Annotated in this window: 20 protein-coding genes; 12 read left to right on the top strand and 8 right to left on the bottom strand. The window is 67.5% G+C overall.

Annotated features, from left to right (window positions below; genetic code table 11):
• Positions 1-32 precede the first annotated feature (32 nt).
• Positions 33-830, top strand: a complete 798-nt coding sequence (locus tag OYT95_RS29935; RefSeq protein WP_112298901.1) for an SDR family NAD(P)-dependent oxidoreductase — start codon at positions 33-35, stop codon at positions 828-830.
• Here OYT95_RS29935 and OYT95_RS29940 read toward each other — a convergent pair.
• The 3 genes from OYT95_RS29940 to OYT95_RS29950 form a co-directional block, all read right to left on the bottom strand.
• On the bottom strand, positions 824-2,176 hold the full coding sequence (locus OYT95_RS29940) for a flavin monoamine oxidase family protein (RefSeq protein ID WP_268789850.1): 1,353 nt from the start codon (positions 2,174-2,176) through the stop codon (positions 824-826). The two genes, OYT95_RS29935 and OYT95_RS29940, sit on opposite strands and share 7 nt — an antisense overlap.
• A gap of 177 nt (positions 2,177-2,353) precedes the next feature.
• A complete protein-coding gene (locus OYT95_RS29945; RefSeq protein WP_112298803.1) occupies positions 2,354-3,424 on the bottom strand; it encodes an LLM class flavin-dependent oxidoreductase in 1,071 nt (356 codons plus the stop codon).
• A gap of 1 nt (position 3,425) precedes the next feature.
• A complete protein-coding gene (locus OYT95_RS29950; protein ID WP_037226821.1) occupies positions 3,426-4,724 on the bottom strand; it encodes an O-acetylhomoserine aminocarboxypropyltransferase/cysteine synthase family protein in 1,299 nt (432 codons plus the stop codon).
• 219 nt (positions 4,725-4,943) lie between these two features.
• Here OYT95_RS29950 and OYT95_RS29955 point away from each other — a divergent pair, with 219 nt between their 5' ends.
• The 8 genes from OYT95_RS29955 to OYT95_RS29990 all read left to right on the top strand — a co-directional run bounded on the left by OYT95_RS29955 (position 4,944) and on the right by OYT95_RS29990 (position 13,724).
• Positions 4,944-5,642 (top strand): alpha/beta hydrolase, encoded by a 699-nt coding sequence (locus OYT95_RS29955; protein WP_268789851.1) that lies wholly within the window; start codon positions 4,944-4,946, stop codon positions 5,640-5,642.
• Positions 5,643-5,695: 53 nt separating this feature from the next.
• The gene (locus tag OYT95_RS29960; protein WP_268789852.1) at positions 5,696-7,060 is read left to right on the top strand and encodes an aminotransferase class I/II-fold pyridoxal phosphate-dependent enzyme; all 1,365 of its coding nucleotides are present in this window, start codon (positions 5,696-5,698) and stop codon (positions 7,058-7,060) included.
• A gap of 150 nt (positions 7,061-7,210) precedes the next feature.
• Positions 7,211-8,602 (top strand): LLM class flavin-dependent oxidoreductase, encoded by a 1,392-nt coding sequence (locus OYT95_RS29965; RefSeq protein ID WP_268789853.1) that lies wholly within the window; start codon positions 7,211-7,213, stop codon positions 8,600-8,602.
• A gap of 35 nt (positions 8,603-8,637) precedes the next feature.
• Positions 8,638-10,161 (top strand): ABC transporter substrate-binding protein, encoded by a 1,524-nt coding sequence (locus OYT95_RS29970; protein WP_128641694.1) that lies wholly within the window; start codon positions 8,638-8,640, stop codon positions 10,159-10,161.
• On the top strand, positions 10,158-11,183 hold the full coding sequence (locus tag OYT95_RS29975) for an ABC transporter permease (protein ID WP_037226828.1): 1,026 nt from the start codon (positions 10,158-10,160) through the stop codon (positions 11,181-11,183). The genes OYT95_RS29970 and OYT95_RS29975 overlap by 4 nt, the downstream gene beginning before the upstream one ends.
• Before the next feature lie 7 nt (positions 11,184-11,190).
• Positions 11,191-12,048 carry an ABC transporter permease gene (locus tag OYT95_RS29980; protein WP_128641695.1) on the top strand — a complete coding sequence of 286 codons (858 nt, stop codon included), beginning with the start codon at positions 11,191-11,193 and terminating at the stop codon, positions 12,046-12,048.
• A complete protein-coding gene (locus OYT95_RS29985; protein ID WP_128641696.1) occupies positions 12,038-12,904 on the top strand; it encodes an ABC transporter ATP-binding protein in 867 nt (288 codons plus the stop codon). Before OYT95_RS29980 ends, OYT95_RS29985 begins: the two co-directional genes overlap by 11 nt.
• Complete coding sequence (locus OYT95_RS29990) at positions 12,897-13,724, top strand: ABC transporter ATP-binding protein (protein ID WP_128641697.1); 828 nt, start codon at positions 12,897-12,899, stop codon at positions 13,722-13,724. The genes OYT95_RS29985 and OYT95_RS29990 overlap by 8 nt, the downstream gene beginning before the upstream one ends.
• Before the next feature lie 39 nt (positions 13,725-13,763).
• Here OYT95_RS29990 and OYT95_RS29995 read toward each other — a convergent pair whose 3' ends face one another.
• Genes OYT95_RS29995 through OYT95_RS30005 form a run of 3 tightly spaced genes read right to left on the bottom strand, consistent with a single transcriptional unit; the run spans position 13,764 to position 16,318 of the window.
• Positions 13,764-14,426 (bottom strand): methionine ABC transporter permease, encoded by a 663-nt coding sequence (locus tag OYT95_RS29995; protein ID WP_005252476.1) that lies wholly within the window; start codon positions 14,424-14,426, stop codon positions 13,764-13,766.
• Positions 14,423-15,445 carry a methionine ABC transporter ATP-binding protein gene (locus tag OYT95_RS30000; protein ID WP_164059523.1) on the bottom strand — a complete coding sequence of 341 codons (1,023 nt, stop codon included), beginning with the start codon at positions 15,443-15,445 and terminating at the stop codon, positions 14,423-14,425. Before OYT95_RS30000 ends, OYT95_RS29995 begins: the two co-directional genes overlap by 4 nt.
• On the bottom strand, positions 15,446-16,318 hold the full coding sequence (locus OYT95_RS30005) for a MetQ/NlpA family ABC transporter substrate-binding protein (RefSeq protein WP_112298795.1): 873 nt from the start codon (positions 16,316-16,318) through the stop codon (positions 15,446-15,448).
• Between the two features lie 199 nt (positions 16,319-16,517).
• On the opposite strand from OYT95_RS30005, the gene OYT95_RS30010 reads away from it, so the two are divergent.
• From OYT95_RS30010 to OYT95_RS44730, 3 genes are all read left to right on the top strand, one after another.
• Complete coding sequence (locus OYT95_RS30010) at positions 16,518-17,027, top strand: NADPH-dependent FMN reductase (protein WP_037226838.1); 510 nt, start codon at positions 16,518-16,520, stop codon at positions 17,025-17,027.
• Positions 17,024-17,524, top strand: a complete 501-nt coding sequence (locus OYT95_RS30015) for a flavin reductase family protein (protein ID WP_268789854.1) — start codon at positions 17,024-17,026, stop codon at positions 17,522-17,524. Before OYT95_RS30010 ends, OYT95_RS30015 begins: the two co-directional genes overlap by 4 nt.
• Before the next feature lie 327 nt (positions 17,525-17,851).
• Entirely contained in the window at positions 17,852-18,010 is a 159-nt protein-coding gene (locus tag OYT95_RS44730) for a hypothetical protein (RefSeq protein WP_268789855.1), read from the top strand.
• A gap of 16 nt (positions 18,011-18,026) precedes the next feature.
• Here OYT95_RS44730 and OYT95_RS30025 read toward each other — a convergent pair whose 3' ends face one another.
• Together OYT95_RS30025 and OYT95_RS30030 are read right to left on the bottom strand one after the other, a co-directional pair.
• Positions 18,027-19,301, bottom strand: coding sequence for an LLM class flavin-dependent oxidoreductase (locus OYT95_RS30025; protein ID WP_268789856.1), 1,275 nt, complete (start codon positions 19,299-19,301; stop codon positions 18,027-18,029).
• Positions 19,301-20,227 carry a MetQ/NlpA family ABC transporter substrate-binding protein gene (locus tag OYT95_RS30030; RefSeq protein WP_128641701.1) on the bottom strand — a complete coding sequence of 309 codons (927 nt, stop codon included), beginning with the start codon at positions 20,225-20,227 and terminating at the stop codon, positions 19,301-19,303. The genes OYT95_RS30025 and OYT95_RS30030 overlap by 1 nt, the downstream gene beginning before the upstream one ends.
• Positions 20,228-20,252: the final 25 nt, after the last annotated feature.

Below are 20,252 nucleotides of genomic sequence, written 5' to 3' on the forward strand. Positions count from 1 at the left end.
GAGGGGTGGACAGCGGAATAGAGGAGAACTACATGGATCTCGGTCTGGGCGGCAAGCGGGCCGTCGTCACCGGCGGCAGCCGCGGAATCGGTCTCGCGATCGCCCGCAGCCTCGCGTCGGAGGGGGTCGACGTCGTGCTCGCGGCCAGGAGTGTCGAGGCGCTGGAACTGGCGGCGAAGACGCTGTCGCAGGAGACCGGGCGGCGGGTGATCGGGGTACCCACCGACACCGGCGACGAGAATTCGGTGCGCGCCCTCGTGCAGCGGACGGTGGACGAACTCGGCGGCGTCGACATTCTGGTGAACGCCGCGGCCACACCGTGGAGCGCCGGCAAGCCGAGCGATTTCGCCTCCACCACCGACGACGTGGTGCGCGCCGAACTCGAGATCAAGGTGCTCGGCTACCTGCGGACCGCCCGTGCCGTGGCACCGCACCTCGTGGAGCAGGGGTGGGGACGGATCATCAATATCAGCGGGCTCGGTGCCCGCCAGGCCAACTCCATCGCGCAGACCGTGCGGAACGTCGGTGTGTCGGCGCTGACGAAGAATCTCGCCGACGAACTCGGGCCCCACGGCGTCAACGTCACCGTGGTCCATCCGGGACTGACGCGGACGGAACGCCTCGTCGACCGGCTCGCGGCACAGTCCGAGGAAGAAGGGGTGCCGGTCGCCGAGTTGGAGTCGCGGCTGGCCACCAACTCGATCCACCGGCTGATCGACGCGAGCGAGGTCGCGGACGTCGTCACGTTCCTGGCGTCACCGCGCAGTGTCGGGATCACCGGCGACGCGGTGGCCGTCGGCGGGGGCGCTCCGGGCGCTGTCTATTACTGAGCGGTGACCTCCCGGGCGGCGCGCTCCCCGGATCGGACGGCCCCGTCGACCCAGCCGCACATCACGGACGAACTCTCCGTGCCTGCCCAGTGAATGCGACCGCAGGGCTTGCGGAGGGCGTGCCCGAATTGGGTGAGCACACCCGTCGGCGCATGACTGAGCATGCCGCCGCCGGAGTAGCGCTCGACGCTCCAGTTCTGCTCGATGTAGTCGACGGGGGAGGCTGCCTTACTTCCGAACCTCGAGGTCAACTCGCCGAGCACATGGTTCTTGCGTTCCGCTTCCGGCAGCGTCCCCAGCTTGCGGGCGATCGGTCCCTCGACGATGACGCACAGAACACCGGGACGTCCCGTGTCCGTGCTCGCGTCGATGGTGATCGTCGCGGGGGAGTCGGGTGCCGCCGACTGCCCGGACAATCCGTCGGCGCGCCAGAAGGGTTCGTCGTAGAGGACGGCGATCTTCATGACCGCGCCACTCGGCATTCTCTGATGAAGGAAGGCCCGATCCATCGGAAGCAGAGGCTCGTAGAGGATCTGGCTCGCGATCGCGAGGGGGACCGCGACGATCGCCCGCTGTGCCCGCACGGCCATGTCCGCGGATCGGACGGTCACGCCGTCGCCGTCCTGCGCGATGTCCCGCACGGGTTGCGACAGATGGAGTGCGTCGCCGATCTCCGCTGCCATCGGACGGTAGACGGCACCCATCCCGCCGACCGGCCGCGCATCCTCGGCAGCGTCCTTCACACCGAGAACGAAACTCGGACCGCCGCCGGACGCCATCTGGTACAGGACGAACAGCATCGACACCTCGGACGCCGCGGACGTGTAGCAACCGGCGATGGCGGTCTCGAGAAGGTCGTGGGCGGGCCTGGACAGCGTGTTGTCGCCGAGCCACTTGGCGAGGCTGATCGCGTCCCACTTGGCCGCCTTCTTCGCCTCCCACGGCGCGTCCAGCGGGATCGACTTGCACATCTCACCGAGTTCGACGAACACGGCGCCGAGATTGGCGGCGGCCCAGGGGCTCATCGTCAGGGGAATCGTGCCCTTGTACCGGTACTGCTTGCCGTCGACGACCATCATCGCCTCGCCGTCGGTGTACTGCTTGTAACTCTTGACGCCGAATTCGTCCATCAGGGCGTAGATCCGGTCCTGTCCCGGCCCGATCCACGCACCGCCCCGATCGATCCACGAACCGTCCTCGCGGACTTCGGTGAAGGTTCGCCCGCCGATCCGGTCACGCGCCTCCAGGAGCGCGACCGATCGTCCGGCCTGTTTCAGGCGCAGTGCCGCTGTCAATCCGGCGAATCCGGCGCCTACGACGCAATAGTCGACCTCGATGTCTGCCATGGCAAATCCCCTCGCGCTCCGCGCGCGGCCCTCGTGCGGCCGTATGTAATGGGTGCGCCGCCATTGGTCCTGGGGGTGTGAATTCCTCTCTCCGGGAATGAAATCGCCGCGCACAGAACATATTCATCCTTACTCGCGGCGAGTCGTGCGGTCAAGTGCTGCGCTCGTGAGTACTTGTTAACCGCCCGTGGTTAACAAGTACTCACGGGTGGGGACGAGCGGGAAGACCTGCTCGGCGATGCGCTCGAGTTCCTGGTGTGCGGGGGAGCACTGGATGAGCAGCAGGGTGAGACCGGCGTCCTGGTAGGCGCGGATCTTCTCGGCGACCTGTTCCGGTGTGCCGACGAGGTCGGGGCGCAGTCCGCGCGTGCCGACGGAGTACTCGCGCCTGGACAGCTCGACGTCGAGTTCGGAGTTCTTCACGAACTCCTCGAACGAGGCGTATCCGGGCGAGTGCGGATCGACGGTGGTGATGCGTTCGAGTTCGGCGCGGGCTTCGGCTTCGGTGTCGCGCACGATGATGTACGTGGACATGCCGAATTCGGCCATGTCCCGCTGGTGGATTCGCTGCGACCGGGCGTTCATGTCCGCGATCTTCGTCCGCACCTCGTCGACGGTGCCGCCGTGCAGCACGTACGAGTCGGCGAAGGTTGCGATCGATTCGCGGCCGCTCTCGCTCTCCCCGCCGGCGAAGACCGGGGGATGGATGCCGGGTTTCGGAGACAGGATCGAGTCGCGCACGCTGAAATGCTCGCCCTGGTAGGTGAACGGGGTGTGCTCCCAGAGCCCACGGAGAACGTCGACGAATTCGGTGGCTTGCCGGTATCGGTCGTCATGCCGGGTGAAGGCGCCGCCGTATTGCCGGGCTTCCTCCTCCCACCAGGCGGCGACGACGTTGAGCGCGAACCGTGCCGCACCGGCCTCGGTTGTTCCGGCGATGTCGGTGATCGTCGCCGATTCCTTCGCGGTGACCGCAGGCAGGTGGAATCCGGGTCGCACCGCGGTCATCACCCGGAGCTGTTCGGTGACCGCGAGGATCGCCGACGACAGCGACCACGCCTCGAGGCTGGGCGCGTCGACGCCCTTGCGGTCGTTGAGATAGAGCTCGGGCACGAGGGTGGTGTGGTATCCGAGCCGGTCGGCGAGCTGGGAGAGCTTCTTGACGTAGTCCCAGGTGGCGGGCATCCCTTCGTCGCCGAGGTTGCGCAGGAAGCCGCCGTAGATGGGCGTCCAGTAGCCGAAGTGCATGTCATTCCTCCGTGATGGCGTCGAGCGAAGCACGCAGATCGTCGACGAGGTCTTCCAGGTTTTCCAGTCCGATCGACAATCGGACGGTGCGGTAGCCGAATCCGGCGTCCCGGAGTTGTGTGTCGCCGAGGTGGCTGTGCGTGGTGGTGGCAGGGTGCACTACCAGCGAACGGGCGTCGCCGATGTTGGCGACGATGGCGAACAGTTGCAGCGAGTCGATGAACTTCGCCACCTTCGAGTCGTCGACGGCGAGATCGAAGGAGAAGACCGACCCGGCGCCGCGCGGCAGGTACCGCTGGGCGGCGTCGTGCCACCGGTTGTCCGGCAGTCCGGGGTAGTTCACCTTCGCGACCGCGGGATGACCGTCGAGAAAGTGGGCGATCGCCAGCGCCGAACCGACCTGCCGTTCCAGCCGCAGGTCCAGCGTCTCCAGCCCCTGCAGCAGCTGGAACGAATTGAACGGGGACAGTGCGGGACCGAGATCGTGGACGATCTTCGTCTTCGCGTAGACCAGGTAGGCGCTTCGCTCGCGGCCGAACTCCTCCCACAGCACGAGGTCGCCGATGCGGGGGTAGGGCTCGGTGAACTGGGTCCACCGCTGCGGTTCCGCGCCGAAGTCGAACGTGCCGAGGTCCACGATCACACCGCCCAGCGAACTGCCGTGCCCACCGATGAACTTGGTGGCCGAGTAGACGGTGATGTCGGCTCCGAAATCCTTCGGGCGCAGCAGGTACGGGGTGGCGATCGTGTTGTCGACGATCAGCGGGACCCCCGCCTGGTGCGCGATGTCGGCCACGGCCCGGACGTCGAGCACGGAGGCGACGGGGTTGCCGATCGTCTCGGCGAAGAAGGCCCTGGTCTCGGGACGCGCGGCCGCACGCCAGGCGTCGAGGTCGTCCTGATCGACGAGCGTGACCTCGATCCCGAAGTCCGCGAACGTGTCGGTGAGGAGATCGACGGTTCCCCCGTACAACTGCCGAGCCGCGACGATGTGCTGCCCGGACTTGGCGAGCGTGAGAAGTGCGACCGCGACGGCGGACTGCCCGGATCCAGTGGCGAGGGCGGCGACGCCACCGTCGAGATCGGCGAGGCGCTGCTCGAACACGGCCTGGGTGGGATTCCCGGTGCGGCTGTACAGGTTCCCTTTCCGGCGGAGAGAGAAGATGTCCCGGGCCTGTTCGAAGCTGCCGAAGTCGTAGGCAACCGATTGGTAGATCGGGGGGATCGCGGTGTTCTGCGGCGTTCCGGGTTGATAGCCGGTGCGGACCTGCCGGGTCGCGAACCCTGTGGTCTCGGGCATCGGTGTGCCTGTCCCTTCGTCGATACGTCTGAGGGGGTCTGGGTGAATGAGAAAGCGGGTGAGTGGCAGAGCAAAACGAATATGTTCGGAACAAAACACGAAGCGCGGCGAGAAGGCACGCGTTTTGTTCTGCTCGAGCTTTAGTCTTGTTCGACCTCGCGCGTGTGGGTCAGGGTGACGCAGTCAATCCTGCGAACAACCCCCCGAATGAGGTAATCAGTGGACATCGACTGGCTGGAACCCGAAGCGACTGTGCGTGGCTCGGTGATCGTCGTCGCCGGCCGCGGTGAGCATGCTCACGTGTACCGCCGGTTCGCCCGCCGGATCGCCTTCGATGGTTACCGTGTCGCGGTGGTGGAGAACGATCCCGCTGTGACTACCCGGGTGATCGACGATGCCGCCACCGATCTCCCGCTCACCGTCGTCGGGTCGGACAGTGGCGCCCTGACCGCCCTCGACCTCGCCGCGACGCATCCGGCCGTGTCCGGGGTGGTGGCAGCCGGTCTTCTCGTGGCGAGCGCCGACGCCTTCACCGGAGAGTGGGACGGTGAACTCGAGATCCGTTCCGCGTGTCCCGTGCATCGGGGGGTCCTGTCCTCGGCCGACGCTCTCGAGCGGGGAACGCTCGGTGCGGAGGCGCCGGTGGCCACGGCGGATTCGCTGAACCACGTGCAGGTTCCCGTCCTCGTCGTGCACGGAGGCGCCGACGCCCTGAGCCCGTCGGCGGATGTTCTCGCCGTCACGTCCGCGTTGCCCGACGCCCGGGTCGTCGTCGTCCACGAGGGGCGGCACGACATCCTCAACGACGTGTCCCACCGGTCGGTCGCCGCGGAGATCGTGCAGTTCCTCGAGCGCCTGCGCCTGCCCGGCATTCGCGACATCATCCTCCGCGAACCGGCCGGGGCACTCGCGCAGTGACCCGGACTCGCGGGGCGCGGGGCCGGTAGTGGTTGTCGATCGAAGGGGTGTGGATGTCAGCGGTGCTGGAGTCGGAGACGATTGCTCCGGAGTGGTTGCTCGAGCGGATCGACGGCCGCACCACGGAACTGGCCGATGCCGTCGCCGACCTCATCAGGTCGGGTGAGCTCAGCCCCGGCGATCGCCTGCCGACCGTCCGCGCACTCGCGAAGTCGACCGATCTCAGTGTCGGCGCGATTATCAGCGCCTGGGGCCGGCTGCAGGAACAGGGGTTCGTGCAGACCCGCCGCCGCGGCGGCACCGTCGTTCTTCCGCCGCTCGACAGCGTGCCCGAGCGCGGCATACCCGACTGGCGTGGCGTCGACCTGGCGCAGAATGCGCCCGACCTGGCTCTGCAGCCGTCCCTGTCCGACGCTTTGTTGTCCAGTCTGGACGCCGAGACGTTGAATGTGTTCGGCCGGGAACTGATGACCGAGCGGTTGAGGAATGCCGTCGCCCCGGGTTGGCCGTTCGAACCCGAGGCCTGGGCCACGGCGGGCGGTGGCACCGAGGCGCTGTTGCTGGCCGTGGAGGCGGCAGCGCCACCCGGTTCGATGGTGGCCGTCGACGAGCCCCTGGGCCCGGGTGTTCTCGACACCCTCCGCGACCTGGGCCTGGATGCGGTCGGCGTCGGCGCGGACCGCGACGGCCCCAGGCCGGACGCTCTCGACGCGGCCCTGACCGCCGGCGCGGTGGCGTTCGTGTTCCAACCCGGTGCGCCGTTCGCCGTCGATCATGCGGTCAGTGCGAGGCGCACGAGTGAACTCGCCGAGGTGCTGCGGCGGCATCCGGCGGTGTGGGTCGTGGAGGACGACTCGATCGGACCGCTCGAACCGCAGCAACCTCCCTCTCTGGGATCGGTACTGCCGCAGCGTGTCGTCCGGATCCGCAGCTACTGCAAGGCATATGGGATCGATGTGCGGACCTCCGTTCTCGGCGGGTCCCGCGAACTGATCGAGAAGGCGATGAAGGTGCGCAGTCACGGAGTCGGCTCGAACAGCCGGATCCTGCAGAACACCCTCGCCCATCTGATCGGCAGCGCCGACGCCGAGCACACGGTCACGGCGGCGCACGAGCGCTACGCGTCCAGACGCACGTCGCTGCTGGAGGCGCTGATCGACCGTGGTATCGAGGCTTTCGCGGGCCCGCACAGTCTGGTCGTGTGGGTCACGGTGTCGGACGAGACCGCCGCCCTCGTCGCGCTGGCGCGGCAGGGCATCTCCGTGGGGGCCGGCTCCCGCTCGTTCGTGCAGGCGCCCGCGCGTCAACTCCTGCGCCTGTCGGCCACCCAATTGCCCGACGACCCGGACCTGATCGGGCAACTCGCCGACGTCGTCGCGGTGGCCGTCGCGGAGTCGTCACGCGAGTTCTTCGACTGATCGGACTTTGTTCGACAGCCCTGCGGGACATACGAAATATGTTTTGAAACATCGAGAATTTAATACTCTGCACGCGTCTGTTTGCTCCATACACTTCAACGCGGCGTGCCGAGGCAGGTGCCTGACGGCGGACGACGAAGGAGCGAGAACATGACGAGACGGCAACTGAAATTGGGCGCTGTCCTCACCCCCACGGGTGGGCCCGGGCACCCGTACACCTGGCTGGACCCGGAGATTCCCGCCGACGCGAGCGTCGACATCGACTGGTACATCCGGTACGCGCGGCTGGCCGAGCAGGCGCGGTTCGACCTCGTGTTCATCGTCGACAGCCAGTTCATCACCCCGGACTCGCCCCCGCACTACCTGAACCGGCTCGAGCCGCTGACGCTGCTGTCCGCGCTCGCGGTGGCCACCGAACACATCGGGCTCGTCGGAACACTGACCACGTCGTTCAACCAACCGTTCAACCTCGCGCGACGGTTCGCGTCCCTCGACCTGATCAGCCGTGGCCGTGCCGGCTGGAACGTGGTCACCAGTGGCGACTCGGGTACCGCCGGAAACTACGGCCTCGAGGAGCATTACGACTACGCCACCCGCTACGGCCGGGCCCTCGAACACGTCGAGGTCGTCAAGGCTCTGTGGGACTCCTACGAGGACGACGCGTTTCCGCGCGACCGGGAGGCCCGCCGCTTCCTCGACCCGGACAAGCTGCACACCCTCGATCACCGGGGTGAGCACTTCTCGGTGGTGGGCCCGCTCAACATCGAACGCTCGCGGCAGGGGCAGCCGGTGATCTTCCAGGCCGGCGACTCCGACCAGGGTCGCGACCTCGGAGCGCGCATCGCCGACGGAATCTTCACGCACGCACCGAGTTTCGAGGCGGGCGCCGCGTTCTACACCGATATCAAGACCCGCGCCGCGGCCTACGGGCGCGCTCCCGAGGACATCGTGATCCTGCCGGGAGTCAGCGTCACCGTGGGCGACACCGACACCGACGCACGCGAGATCGAACGCGCAACCCAGCTGGCGGACAACGACTTCGGAAAGTCCCTCCGGGAACTCGGCCGGCCCTTCGGCTGGCACGACTTCCGGCAGTACGACCTCGACGCGCCGTTCCCCGCCGAAGCACTGCAGCACGCCGAGCGCAGCTTCTACACGCAGGCGAAGAAGATCGCCGACCTCGCCGCCGACCGCGGGCTGACGCTGCGGCAGACGGTCGAGGCGCTCAGCGCGCCGAAGACGTCACCGTTCACGGGCAGCGCCGAGACCGTCGCGAACGAACTGCAGCGCTGGCTGGACGGCCACGCCCTCGACGGCATCAACATCCACATCGGCCACCCGGCACAGTTTCAGCGCTTCGTCGACGAGGTGCTGCCGATCCTGCGTGAGCGCGGGGTCGTCCGGGAGGACTACGAGCAGAACACGTTGCGCGGCAACCTCGGCCTGCCGTTCGCGGAGAACCGCTACACCCGGGCGCGGCGTGCGGGAATCGACCCCGCCCCGCTGCCCGGCACCGCCGCATCGCTGCCCGCGAGCGTCTGAATCACCACCCCCCTCTGCATGGTCAGGAGCACCCAGTGAGCAAGAAGAGCCGGCGGATCGTCGGCGCCGTAGTACTCGGAGTGATCGTCGGGCTCGTTGCCACCGCGTGCGGTGGCGGCAGCAGCTCGGACGGCGCCGAGGTCAAGTGGGCGTTCAACCTCCCCACCTCCTGGGATCCGGTGACGAGCCGGACAGGAAACGACATCAACACGATCAGCCTCGCGTACGCGTCGCTGACCCGGCTCGACGCCGAGGGCAACGTCGAACCGTCACTCGCCGAGAGCTGGAAGTACAACGCCGACGGCACCGCCGTGACCTTCACCCTGCGTGACGGTCTCACCTTCTCCGACGGGACCACCCTCGACGCCTCGGCGGTCAAGGCGTTCTTCGACCGCGGCAAGACCCAGGACGACTCGTTCCTGCGCGATCAACTCGCCGGTGTCACCGAGACCACGGCCGACAGCGCCACCGACGTCACACTGCACCTGGCCGACGCCGACTACCAGATCCCGTACCTGGTCGCCGGGCGCACCGGTGCCATCGCCAGCCCGACCGCGGCCGCCGACCCGCAGAAGCTCAGTGTGTGGCCGGTCGGCGCCGGTCCCTTCCGGATCACCGATTTCGTCGCCGAGGATCACGCGTACTTCGAGAAGAACCCGAACTACTGGGACGCCGAGAACATCCACATCGACCACTTCGAACTCAGCGTCGCCCCGGACCCGGCCACACTCGTCGCCGGGGTCCAGTCCGGCTCCATCGATTTCGCGACGCTGCCGGCCCTGCAGTCCAAGGAAGCCGAGGCCGCGGGTCTCGATGTCACCGTGAAGCCGTCGCTGGCCGCGAACGACGTGTCCATCAACCTGAACAAGGCCCCGTTCGACAATCCGAAGGTCGTCGAGGCGTTCCGTTACGCATTCGACCGCCAGGCGTTCGTCGACGTCATCACGAACGGGTTGGGCAGCACGACGAGCCAGCCCTTCCCGGAGGGATACCTCGCGTTCAACCCGGAGATCGAGAAGCTCTGGAACTACGATCCGGACAAGGCATCTCGTCTCCTCACCGAGGCGGGCTTCGGTCCCGGACAGTTGTCGATCGAGATCACCGCGCAGTCGGCGGCCACCAACCGGGCGGAGCTCGTGCAGTCGCAGCTGAAGAAGGTCGGCGTCGAGTCCACCATCAAGGTGGTGCCGCCGGGATCGTCGACGTGGCAGAGCGAGGTCTACATCGCGAAGAACCCGCAGCTGGCGACGGACGGCACCATCGGGCGTGAATCCCCGGTGCAGAATCTGCTCGCCGTCTACGGTCCGGAAGGCATCATGAACCTCAGCGGCCCGCACGCGTCGCCGGAGTTCACTGCCGCGCTCGACGCCGTGCGTCGCACGCCCCTCGAGGACCCGGAGTACAAGCCGCGGCTGTGGCAGGCCGTCAAGGTCGGTGTCGAGCAGTCGCCGACGAATTACATCTTCAGCAATCCGTGGATCATCGTGTCCAACCCGGACCTGAAGAACCTGAACATCCTGCCGTCCCAGGTGCGGTGGGAAGGCGTCACGGTCTCGTGACCACCGCCGACGTCCAGGCCGCAGGCACCGGGAGGACATTCGCTCTCCCGGTGCCTGCGGGCGCGCTCGGCACGGCGCTGCGGGTCGTGCTGAGCACCGTGCTGATCGTGGTCCCGGTCTTCCTGTTCTCCACCCTGATCACCTTCCTGCTCGGCGCGGCCAGCGGGCTGAATCCGGCCGCCGGGATCGCCGGCGACGCCGCGACGCCGGAGACGATCGCCCGCATCAACGCCGAATTCGGGCTGGACAAGCCGGTCTGGCAGCAGTACGTCGACTGGATGTCGAGCATGCTGAGCGGCGACCTCGGGGTCTCGTGGTTCAGCAAGATCCCGGTCAGCGAGTTGATCGGCGAGCGGCTGGCCGTCAGCGCCTCGATTGCGGGTGTGGCTCTGGTCATCGGACTCGTCCTCGGTGTGGGACTCGGTGTGCTCGCCGCCGTCTACAAGGGCAGCCTGATCGACCGGCTGATCACCGCCTACACGTCGGTGGCCTCGACGCTGCCGCCGTTCGTCATCTCGATCGGACTGATCCTCGTCCTCAGCGTCGGGTTGCACTGGCTGCCGTCGGCCGGGTACGTCCCGCCGGACGAGGACTTCGGCCGCTGGCTGTCGCTGATCATCATGCCCGCGATCGCGTTGAGCATGGACGTCGTCGCCGACATCGCGCGACAACTCCGCACCGGATTGGTCGCGGAGCTGGACCAGAACTACGTCACCGGCGCGGTGGTCCGGGGTATCGGTCCGTCCCGGATCCTGTTCGTGCACACACTGCGCAACGGCAGCGGTCCCGCGCTGTCCATCCTGGGTATGAAGATCCCCACGCTCATCGGCGGCGCCGTCGTGATGGAGACCATGTTCTCCATGCCCGGCTTCGGTCGCCTCGCCGCCGACTCCGCGCTGCGCGGAGACGTTCCCATCGTCCAGGGAACGCTCGTCGTGGCGATCGTGTTCGTGCTGTTCTGCAACATCGTCGTCAACGTCGCCCAGAGCGTCTTGCAGCCGGCAACCAAGCGGAGAGACTGAAAATCCCATGCTCACAGCAATCCTGCGCTACCACTCCGCTCGCGCCGCGGTGGTCGTCCTCGGGCTGATCGTGGTCCTCGCGGTGTTCGGGCCCGCCCTCGCGCCGTTCGACCCGCTCGAGCAGGACACGTCGGCGATCCTGCAGGGCCCGAGTGGAACTCACTGGCTCGGGACGGACAACGTCGGACGGGACGTGTTCAGCCGGCTTCTGGCGGGTTCGACCGTGTCGGTGCTGTCCGCACTGCAATGCGTCGTGGTCGGATTCCTCCTCGGCGTGATCCCGGGCTTCCTGTCGGTGTACCTCGGGCGCGGCGTGGAATGGTTCACCCTCCGGTTGATGGATGCGCTCATCACGCTGCCGTTCCTCGTGTTCGCCGTCGCGATGACCGCGCTGCTCGGAAACGGGCTCGCCCAGGCGATGTTCGCGGTCGGCATCCTCATCGCACCCGCGTTCTACCGGGTCACGCGTGCCGCGGCACTGACCGTGGCCAACTCCCAGTACGTCGAGGCCGCCGAACTGATGGGCGCCGACACGTCCTGGATCATCCGTCGTCACGCGGTGCGCAAGGTGCTGCCTGCGGTGGGGGTGACGTTCGCGGCGATGACCGGAGCCAGCCTCGTCATCGTGTCTTCGCTGACGTTCCTCGGGATCGGCGTCGTTCCGCCGGACCCGACGTGGGGCGGACTCCTCGCCAGCGGATTGCAGTACCTCTACCAGGTTCCGTTCGGCCCCGTCGTCCCCGCCCTGTTGATCGTGGCGACCGTCTGGGCGCTCAACGCCATCGCCGACGCGCTGCGGGATGCAACGGGGCAACCCCAACGCCGCGCCCGCAGGAAACAGGAGGTCACCTCGGATGTCCACTGACACATTGGATGCCACGTCGGCACCCGCAATTACGCGCCCCGACAGGCGGGTGCTCACCGTGAGCGATCTGCGCATCGCACTCGACGACGGAACCGAACTGGTCCACGGCGTCGACTTCTCCCTCGCGCGCGGCGAAGCCCTCGGGATCGTCGGCGAATCGGGCAGCGGCAAGTCGCTGACCTGCCGCGCCATCCTCGGAATCCTGCCCGGCGGAATCGACGTCACCGCAGGCTCGATCGACTTCGACGGCATCGAACTCACCGACCTCGGTCGCAAAGACTGGCGGCCACTGCGCGGAACCCGCATCTCCGCGGTGTTCCAGGACCCGGCGTCCTATCTGAACCCGTCCATCCGGGTCGGTGAACAACTGGCCGAGGCGCTCCGGTCGACCCTCGGGTTGTCCCGCGCGGACGCCCGGCGGCGCGGTGTCGAACTGTTCCGGAAGATGGGGCTGAACGACGCCGACACCGTGTACCGCCAGTACCCGCACGAACTGTCCGGGGGAATGCTTCAGCGCGTGCTCATCGCGATCGCGGTGTCCGCGGAACCGGAACTCCTGATCGCGGACGAGGCGACCACAGCCCTGGACGTCACTGTTCAGGCCGAGGTCCTCGACCTCCTCGAGGACCTGCGCGACGAACTGGGCCTCGCCCTCGTCCTCGTCTCGCACGACCTCGCCGTGGTCGCTCAGGTCTGCGACAGCGTGATCGTGATGCGGGACGGCGCCGTCGTCGAGTCGGGGCGTGCGGAGGACCTGCTCACCGCGCCCCGACACGAGTACACCCGCCAACTCGTCGAGAACCATCGGGAGTACGGGCTCGAGTCGTTCACCGGGAAGGAGGCGGCTCGTGTCTGAGTCGTTGCTGCGCATGACCGGCGTCCGGGTGGAGCGTGGGCCCCGGGGGGCCCGCAAGCAGATCCTGCACGGCGTCGACCTGACCATCGATGCCGGTGAGAAGGTGGGACTCATCGGTGAAAGCGGCTCCGGGAAAACGACACTGGCCCGCACGATTCTCGGTCTGATCACTCCGACGTCCGGGTCGATCGAGCTCCGCGGGCAGCGCGTCGACGACCTGTCCACGGCGCACCGCAGGGCGCACCGCCGCACGGGGACCGTCCAATACGTGTTCCAGGATCCGCTGCTGAGCCTCGATCCGGACATTCCGGTGGGCGAGTCGATCGCCGAGGGACTGCTCGTGCGGGGCGGACTCGACCGCGGCGTCGTGCGGTCGCGGGTGGCAGCGGTACTGAGCAGTGTCGGACTCGACGCCGGCATCGCGGCGCGGATTCCCGCCGACCTGTCGGGTGGGCAGCGTCAGCGGATCGCGATCGCGAGGGCCCTCGTCCTCGACCCGGCGCTGCTGCTGCTCGACGAACCGGTCAGCGCCCTCGACTCGGTCAATCGCATCCAGATCCTGAAACTGCTCACCGAACTCGGGCACTCGCGGCAACTCGCTCAGCTGTTCATCTCACACGACCTGGGGGCGGTCGCGGCGCTGGTGGACCGGATCGTCGTGCTGTACCGCGGCAACATCGTCGAGGACGGACCGACCCGTCAGGTGATCTCCGATCCCCAGCACCCGTACACCGCGCTCCTCGTCGGTTCGGCTCCCACGTTGAGCGGCGGCGCGGTGACGCGGGAACGTCGCCGCGAACTGAGGCTCCGCCTCCCGTGAGTACTTGTTAACCGCGGGCGGTTAACAAGTACTCACGGGTCAGCGGCGCAGTGCCTTTCGTGCCAGCCAGTTGCCGAAGAACTGGGAGGCCTGGACGAGCAGGATGATGACGAGGGTGGCGACGAGGGTCACCTGCCAGTTGAATCGCTGATAGCCGTAGACGATGGCGAAGTCGCCGAGCCCGCCGCCGCCGATCGTCCCCGCCATCGCGGACATGTCGACGATGCCGATGAGAACGAACGTGTAGCCGAGGATCAACGGGCCCAGGGCTTCCGGGATGAGCAGGGTGACGATGATCCGCAGGGGTCCCGCACCCATCGCGCGGGCAGCCTCGATCACGCCGGGGTCGACAGTCACCAGATTCTGTTCCACGATGCGTGCGATGGCGAACGACGACGCGATGATCATCACGAAGATCGCGGCCTCGGTTCCGATGGTCCGGCCCACCACGGCAAGGGTCACGGGCCCCAGCGCGGCGAGCAGAATGATGAACGGAATCGGCCGGACGATGTTCACCAGAATGTTCAGCACCGTGTAGGCGGCCGTGTTCTGGAGAATCCCGCCCTTCCTCGTGGCGTACAGCAGCGTGCCCACCACGAGCCCGATCAGCCCGCCGACCACCAGGGTGATCACCACCATGTAGATGGTGGTGCCGATGGATTCGAACAGTACGGGGCGCAGTTTGTCCCAATTCGTGGTCATGCCTGTACTTCCTCGACGTCGGTGACGGTCCGCAACCGGCGGATCACGTCGTCGACGCCGTCGTCGGGACCGACGAGTTCGAGCGTGAGACTGCCGAACGAGCGGTCCTGCAGGGTGGTGATGCCGCCGTAGACGATCTCGAACCGGACGCCGTGCCCACCCGCGTCGGAGAGGACGTCGCCGATCCGGCTGCCGTCCCGCACGTCGGCGGTGACGATCCGGCCACCGAATCGCGACCGCAGCCGTTCCAGGTCGGCGGGCTCCGGGCGGTTGCGCAGGATCGTGCTCACGAAGCTCTTCGACGCCGGCGCCTGGGGTTCGGAGAAGACGTCGAACACCGTGCCGAGTTCCACGACACGACCCTCCGCCAGCACGGCGACACGATCCGCGACGGCACGGACGACGTCCATCTCGTGCGTGATCACCACGATCGTGACCCCGAGCTCCCGATTCACCTTGCGGAGCAGGCGGAGTACGTCCTGCGTGGTCTCCGGGTCCAGGGCACTGGTGGACTCGTCGGCGAGCAGCAGGTCCGGCGACGTCGCCAGCGCGCGGGCGATCCCGACGCGCTGCTTCTGCCCGCCCGACAGCTGGTCGGGGTAAGCCCGCGCCTTGTCGGAGAGACCGACGAACGCGAGCAGTTCGGCGACGCGTTCGCGGCGCTTCTGCCGCGGCCACCCCGCCACGACGAGGGGGTAGGCCACGTTCCCGGCGACGGTCCGGGAGCGGAACAGGTTGAACTGCTGGAAGATCATTCCGATCTTCGCGCGCACGTGCCGGAGTTTCGATTCCGACAGCGCAGTGATGTCGACGTCGTCGACGACGACGCGCCCACTGGTCGGGCGTTCCAGACCGTTGATCAGCCGAACCAGCGTGCTCTTCCCGGCCCCGGAGTACCCGATGACCCCGAAGATCTCACCTCTCTCGATGGTGAGATCGACGGCGTCGACGGCGGTGAGAGTCTTCTTTCCCGACTGGAAGGTTTTCGTGACGGATTCGAATCGGACGATCGGTGTCATCTACTTGGCCGAACGAATTCCCTCTTCGACCCGCGACAGGATCTGCTGCAGTTGGGCACCGTCGCGTTCGACCTCGACCGACGTTCCCTTCGACTCCTCGCGCACGGCGGCCTGGATCTCGGGGTCGTGCCAGATCTTCACGAGTTCGAGGTAGGTGGCGTTGTCCTTGTCCTCCGCGCGGGTGACGAACGTGTTGATGTACGGCTCGGCGGCAGGGCTGGACGGGTCGTCCTTGTAGAGAGCCGATTGGGGGTCTATGCCCGAACGCTCGAGGAACGTGTTGTTGACGATCGCACCGTCGACGGATGCGAGCGACAGCGCCGTCTGGGCGGCGTCGACCGGGGTCACCTTCACCTTGGACGCAGCCGTGTCGATGTCGGCGGGTGTGGGGGACGGGTTGTCACCGGTCAGCGTGAGCAGGCCGGCGCCCTTCAGCACGAACAGGGCACGAGCCTGGTTGCTGGGGTCGTTGGGGATCGCGATCTCGCCGCCCTGCGGAATGGCGGCCAGGCTCTGGTGCTTCTGCGAGTACAGGCCGAGCGGCACGATCTGGGTGGCACCGATCGGGGTGAGGTCGTCGTCCGCGCCGGTGTTGTACTCACCGAGGAACTGCAGGTGCTGGAAGAGATTGGCGTCGATCTGCCCCTGCGACAGGGCGATGTTCGGCTGCGAGTAGTCGGAGAAGTTCACGACGTCGAGCGTGATGCCCGCGTCCTTCGCCTTGTCCTCGAAGATCTCCCACGAGCGGTCACTGGCCTCGGTGGTTCCGATCCGGACCGTGTCGCCGTCGGCGCCGCCGGATCCACCGGAGCACGCTGTCAGTGCCGCCAGGAGTGGAACGGCGGCAAGGGCGAGAGAACGGCTGAACTTCACGGAAAATCCCCACGATCGATCGGATGACCACGGAGTGTGGCCGCTGGCACGGTAGCGCGTCCGGGCGCCGCGCGGAATGGTTTGGATCGCCGTGATTCGAAGGAATGTGTCGCGACTTCCGTTCCTGCACTGCACCATTCGACCGTAACCCCCGAGTGCTCTAGGGTGGCGGGGTACGCATGCGAGAGGTGATGAAGCAATGAAGGTAACGGTAGTTGCGGGCAATCCCAAGCCCGGTTCACGGACGCTGGACGCGGCCGGTCTGGTGGCGGCCGCGGTGACGGGTGCCGCCGCGGATTCGACGGTCGATGTGATCGAGCTCGGTGCGGGACTGCTCGGGTGGGGTGACGAGAAGGTCGCGGCGGCCGTGGAGACGGTGGCGTCGTCGGACCTCGTCGTGTTCGCCAGCCCGACGTTCAAGGCGTCGTACACGGGCGTGCTGAAGCTGTTCCTCGACCAGTTCGCGACCGGAGACGGCCTGAAGGACGTCGTGGTGGTGCCGCTGATGCTCGGGGCCGGGCCCGCACACGCCATGGCGCCGGACCTGCTGCTCAAGCCGGTGCTCGTCGAACTCGGCGCGACGTCCCCCGCCCCCGGCCTGTACCTCATCGACACCACGTACACGACCGACACACGCATCGCCGACTACGCCGAGCGGTGGGGTCCGATCCTCACCGCGGCGGCCCGGACCCGGACGGAACTCTCATGACGCAGGCAGACGGCACACTGGACACGACTTCGCTCCGGGAGGCGTTCGGACATTTCCCGAGCGGCGTCGTCGCCGTCTGCGCCGAAATCGACGGTGAGCGCGTCGGGATGGCGGCGAGCACGTTCGTGCCCGTGTCGCTGGAGCCGCCGCTGGTCGCGTTCTGCGTGCAGAACACATCCACGACGTGGCCGAAACTCGAGGACCTCGCCCACGTCGGGATCAGCGTGCTCGGGGAGGCGCACGACGCCGCCGCCCGTGTGCTGGCCGCGAAGACCGGCGACCGGTTCGCGGGCCTGGATACCGAAACCACCGACGGCGGCGCATTGTTCATCGACGGGGCGTCGGTGTGGTTGGACACCACCGTCACCCAGCAGGTGCCCGCGGGGGATCACGCGATCGTGGTCCTGCGGATCAACGAGCTCAGGGTGCAGTCCGAGATCGAGCCGATCGTGTTCCACCGCAGCCGGTTCCGCTGGTTGCGTACCGTCGCGTCGTAAACCCGGTGGCGACTGAACTGACGACGCCGTCGAGGACGGGTGTTCATCCTCTGGACGACGCCATCCGGGAATCCCTGCGCGGGGCGCACGCGCATTTCGCCAGGTGGTCGGGCCGGGTTGCGCGGTACCACCCGGACGTCGCGCCGCACGTGGGCCACCCGGCGATGCTGGGGGACGAGGATTGGGCGGATCTCGCGACGATCCTCGGGCCGTCGGCGACGGCCGCGCTGCGCGGATTCGGCCACACCCCGCCGGAGGGCTGGGAGGTGGTGGACTCCTTCGGTCTGGTGCAGATGGACGGCACCGCGCTGGACGTCGAGCCGGACCGTGGAGGTCCTCGGACCGTCGGACGTCGCCGAGATCCTGGACCTGATCGGCCGTACCCGGCCCGGACCGTACCTTCCGCGAACCATCGAGATGGGGACGTATCTCGGTTTTCGGGTCGACGGCGAACTGGAGGCGGCTCCGCCGCCCGTGAGTGGTTGACGAGTACCTGCACTCGTCAACCACTCACGGGGAGCGGGGCGCCCTCGAAGCGTTCGCGGAGGGTGGATTCGGCGTACTCGTACCGGAAGATCCCCTTCTCGCGCAGCAACGGCACGACGTGATCGACGAAATCGGTGAGCCCGGAGGGGAATCCGTCCGGCATCAGGTTGAAGCCGTCCGCCGCATCCGCTAGGAACCATTCCTCGATGGTGTCGGCGATCTGTTCGGGTGAGCCGACGACGAGCCGGTGGCCGAAGCCGCCGGCCTTGCGGAGCAGTTCGGACACCGAATACCGGCTTTCGAGTGCCAGTCGCACGACGGCTTCCCGGAACCCCAGTGAACCGGAGAACGACGGATCGACGGGAGCGAGGAGCAACTCCTCCGGGATCGGCCGGTCCGGGTCGAGCGAGCTCAGGTCGACGCCGAGCATCCCGCCGAGCCGTTCGGCCGAGAAACCGTCGGCAGCTTTGGATTCCCAGTCTTCGTACCGGGCGATCGCCTCGGCCTCCGTGCTGCCCACCACCGTGACGAGACCGGGAAGGATCTTCACCGCCCGGGGATCGCGACCGGCTGCGCGGGCGACGTCCTTCACTTCCCGGTAGTGCTGCCGCCCGGCGTCGAGCGTGAGCTCCGCCGAGAACACCGCGTCGGCGCTGCGTCCGGCCAGTTCGCGTCCCTGCGGGGAACCGCCGGCCTGCACGAGCAGCGGATGGCCCTGCGGCGACGGCGGCACGGGGAGTACGCCGTGAACGTGGAAGTACTCCCCGTCGTGCTGAATCGGGACCCTGGTGGCCGCCGATTCCCACAGAGCCGTGACGACGTCCACGAACTCCGTCGCCCGGCGATACCGCGACTCGCGGTCGGGAATCCGGGAGAGCCCGAAGTTGTGGGCGGTCCCGGCGTGGAACGTGGTCACCACATTCCATGCCACCCGTCCGCCGGACACGACGTCGAGGGAGAGGAACCGGTCCGCCAGGTCGAACGGGTCGTTGAACGTCGTCGACGCCGTGCCGATCAGCCCGAGATGCTCCGTCGCGCTCGCGACCACACCGAGCACGGTGGTGGGTTCGAGGGCCCGCGTCGGCTTGACGGCGGGATCCTCGCGGAGCGCAGGTCCGTCCGCGAGGAACAGCGCGTCGAGGGTGCCGCGCTCGGCGATCTTCGCGACCTCGGAGTAGTAGTCCGGGTCGATGAACGACGTCGGGTGCAGGTCGGGCGCCCGCCACGCGGACGGGTGAAATCCCACGTCCAGCACGTTGACGTTGAGGATGACCTCTCGTTGCGCGGGCATCAGCCGGCAGGCTTCGCGGCCGCGCCGTCGACGTTGGTCTGGCTGCGGTCGGTGGCCCGCGCCGATTCGATGCTCTGCGCCACCCGGGAGAAGAACGGGTCGCTGTCGATGAGCTGGCCGATCCGCGGGTCGTGGTAGGTGTCGAGCAGCGGCGCGAAGTCGGGGTTGTCCTTGTTCTTCTCGTTGATGACGACCTCGATCCAGTACAACTCGTAGGCGGGGGCGTTGAAGACGATCTTGTCGTCGGGGACGTCGGCGAGGTCGAAGTTGGACCGCCAGCCCAGCGCCAGGTCGACGTCGGGGAGCGTGCGCGGCAACTGCGCCAGCGCGGCCTCGGTGAACTCGAACGACTTCGGGTTGTCCTTCACGTCGCGGATGGTCACCCGCGACGGGTCGACACCGTCCTTCAGGGTCAGCTGGCCGAGGTCCTGCAGGGTCTGCAGCGCCTGCGCCTGATTCGACGGATCGTCGGGGATGGCGACCTTCGCGCCCTTCGGGAGGTCCTCGAGCTTGCCGTACTTCTCGGAATAGCCCGAGAACTTGAGGACGTACCAGTCTCCGGCCGCATACAGTCCGAGGTTGCCGTCCTCGTTCTGCACGCGCATCCATTCCTGATGCTGGCTGTGGTTGGCATCGATGTCGCCCTGGGAAACCGCCAGGTTCTTGAGCTTCGAATCCTCGATCTGGACCGGTTCGACGGTGATGCCGTGGTCGGGGGCGAGTTTCGCGACTTCCTTGGCGAGCTTCTCGTCCAGGATCGATCCGGCGGTGTAGCCGATCTTGAACGTGGTCTGCGGGCCGTCGCCCTCGGTTCGGTCGTTGCCCCCGCCCGCGCCGCATGCGGTGAGGAGGAGAAGCAGTGTGGCCGTCAGTCCGCCTGCCGCCACAGCACGGGCGCGCGTCACCGAGCGGGGTCGAGTCGTCATGGGTGTTGTCCTCTGATCTGGGTGA

Source organism: Rhodococcus sp. JS3073, assembly GCF_026810085.1.
Lineage (GTDB): Bacteria > Actinomycetota > Actinomycetes > Mycobacteriales > Mycobacteriaceae > Rhodococcus_F > Rhodococcus_F wratislaviensis.

Coding starts and splice junctions, on each gene's coding strand:
- OYT95_RS30025 (WP_268789856.1), bottom strand. CDS start 19,301: ATGCCCGCGCAACGAGAGGTCATCCTCAACGTCAACGTGCTGGACGTG.
- OYT95_RS29995 (WP_005252476.1), bottom strand. CDS start 14,426: ATGACCACGAATTGGGACAAACTGCGCCCCGTACTGTTCGAATCCATC.
- OYT95_RS29980 (WP_128641695.1), top strand. CDS start 11,191: ATGCTCACAGCAATCCTGCGCTACCACTCCGCTCGCGCCGCGGTGGTC.
- OYT95_RS29950 (WP_037226821.1), bottom strand. CDS start 4,724: ATGCCCGAGACCACAGGGTTCGCGACCCGGCAGGTCCGCACCGGCTAT.
- OYT95_RS29965 (WP_268789853.1), top strand. CDS start 7,211: ATGACGAGACGGCAACTGAAATTGGGCGCTGTCCTCACCCCCACGGGT.
- OYT95_RS29940 (WP_268789850.1), bottom strand. CDS start 2,176: ATGGCAGACATCGAGGTCGACTATTGCGTCGTAGGCGCCGGATTCGCC.
- OYT95_RS29960 (WP_268789852.1), top strand. CDS start 5,696: ATGTCAGCGGTGCTGGAGTCGGAGACGATTGCTCCGGAGTGGTTGCTC.
- OYT95_RS30000 (WP_164059523.1), bottom strand. CDS start 15,445: ATGACACCGATCGTCCGATTCGAATCCGTCACGAAAACCTTCCAGTCG.
- OYT95_RS30015 (WP_268789854.1), top strand. CDS start 17,024: ATGACGCAGGCAGACGGCACACTGGACACGACTTCGCTCCGGGAGGCG.
- OYT95_RS30010 (WP_037226838.1), top strand. CDS start 16,518: ATGAAGGTAACGGTAGTTGCGGGCAATCCCAAGCCCGGTTCACGGACG.
- OYT95_RS29935 (WP_112298901.1), top strand. CDS start 33: ATGGATCTCGGTCTGGGCGGCAAGCGGGCCGTCGTCACCGGCGGCAGC.
- OYT95_RS29985 (WP_128641696.1), top strand. CDS start 12,038: ATGTCCACTGACACATTGGATGCCACGTCGGCACCCGCAATTACGCGC.
- OYT95_RS30030 (WP_128641701.1), bottom strand. CDS start 20,227: ATGACGACTCGACCCCGCTCGGTGACGCGCGCCCGTGCTGTGGCGGCA.
- OYT95_RS29945 (WP_112298803.1), bottom strand. CDS start 3,424: ATGCACTTCGGCTACTGGACGCCCATCTACGGCGGCTTCCTGCGCAAC.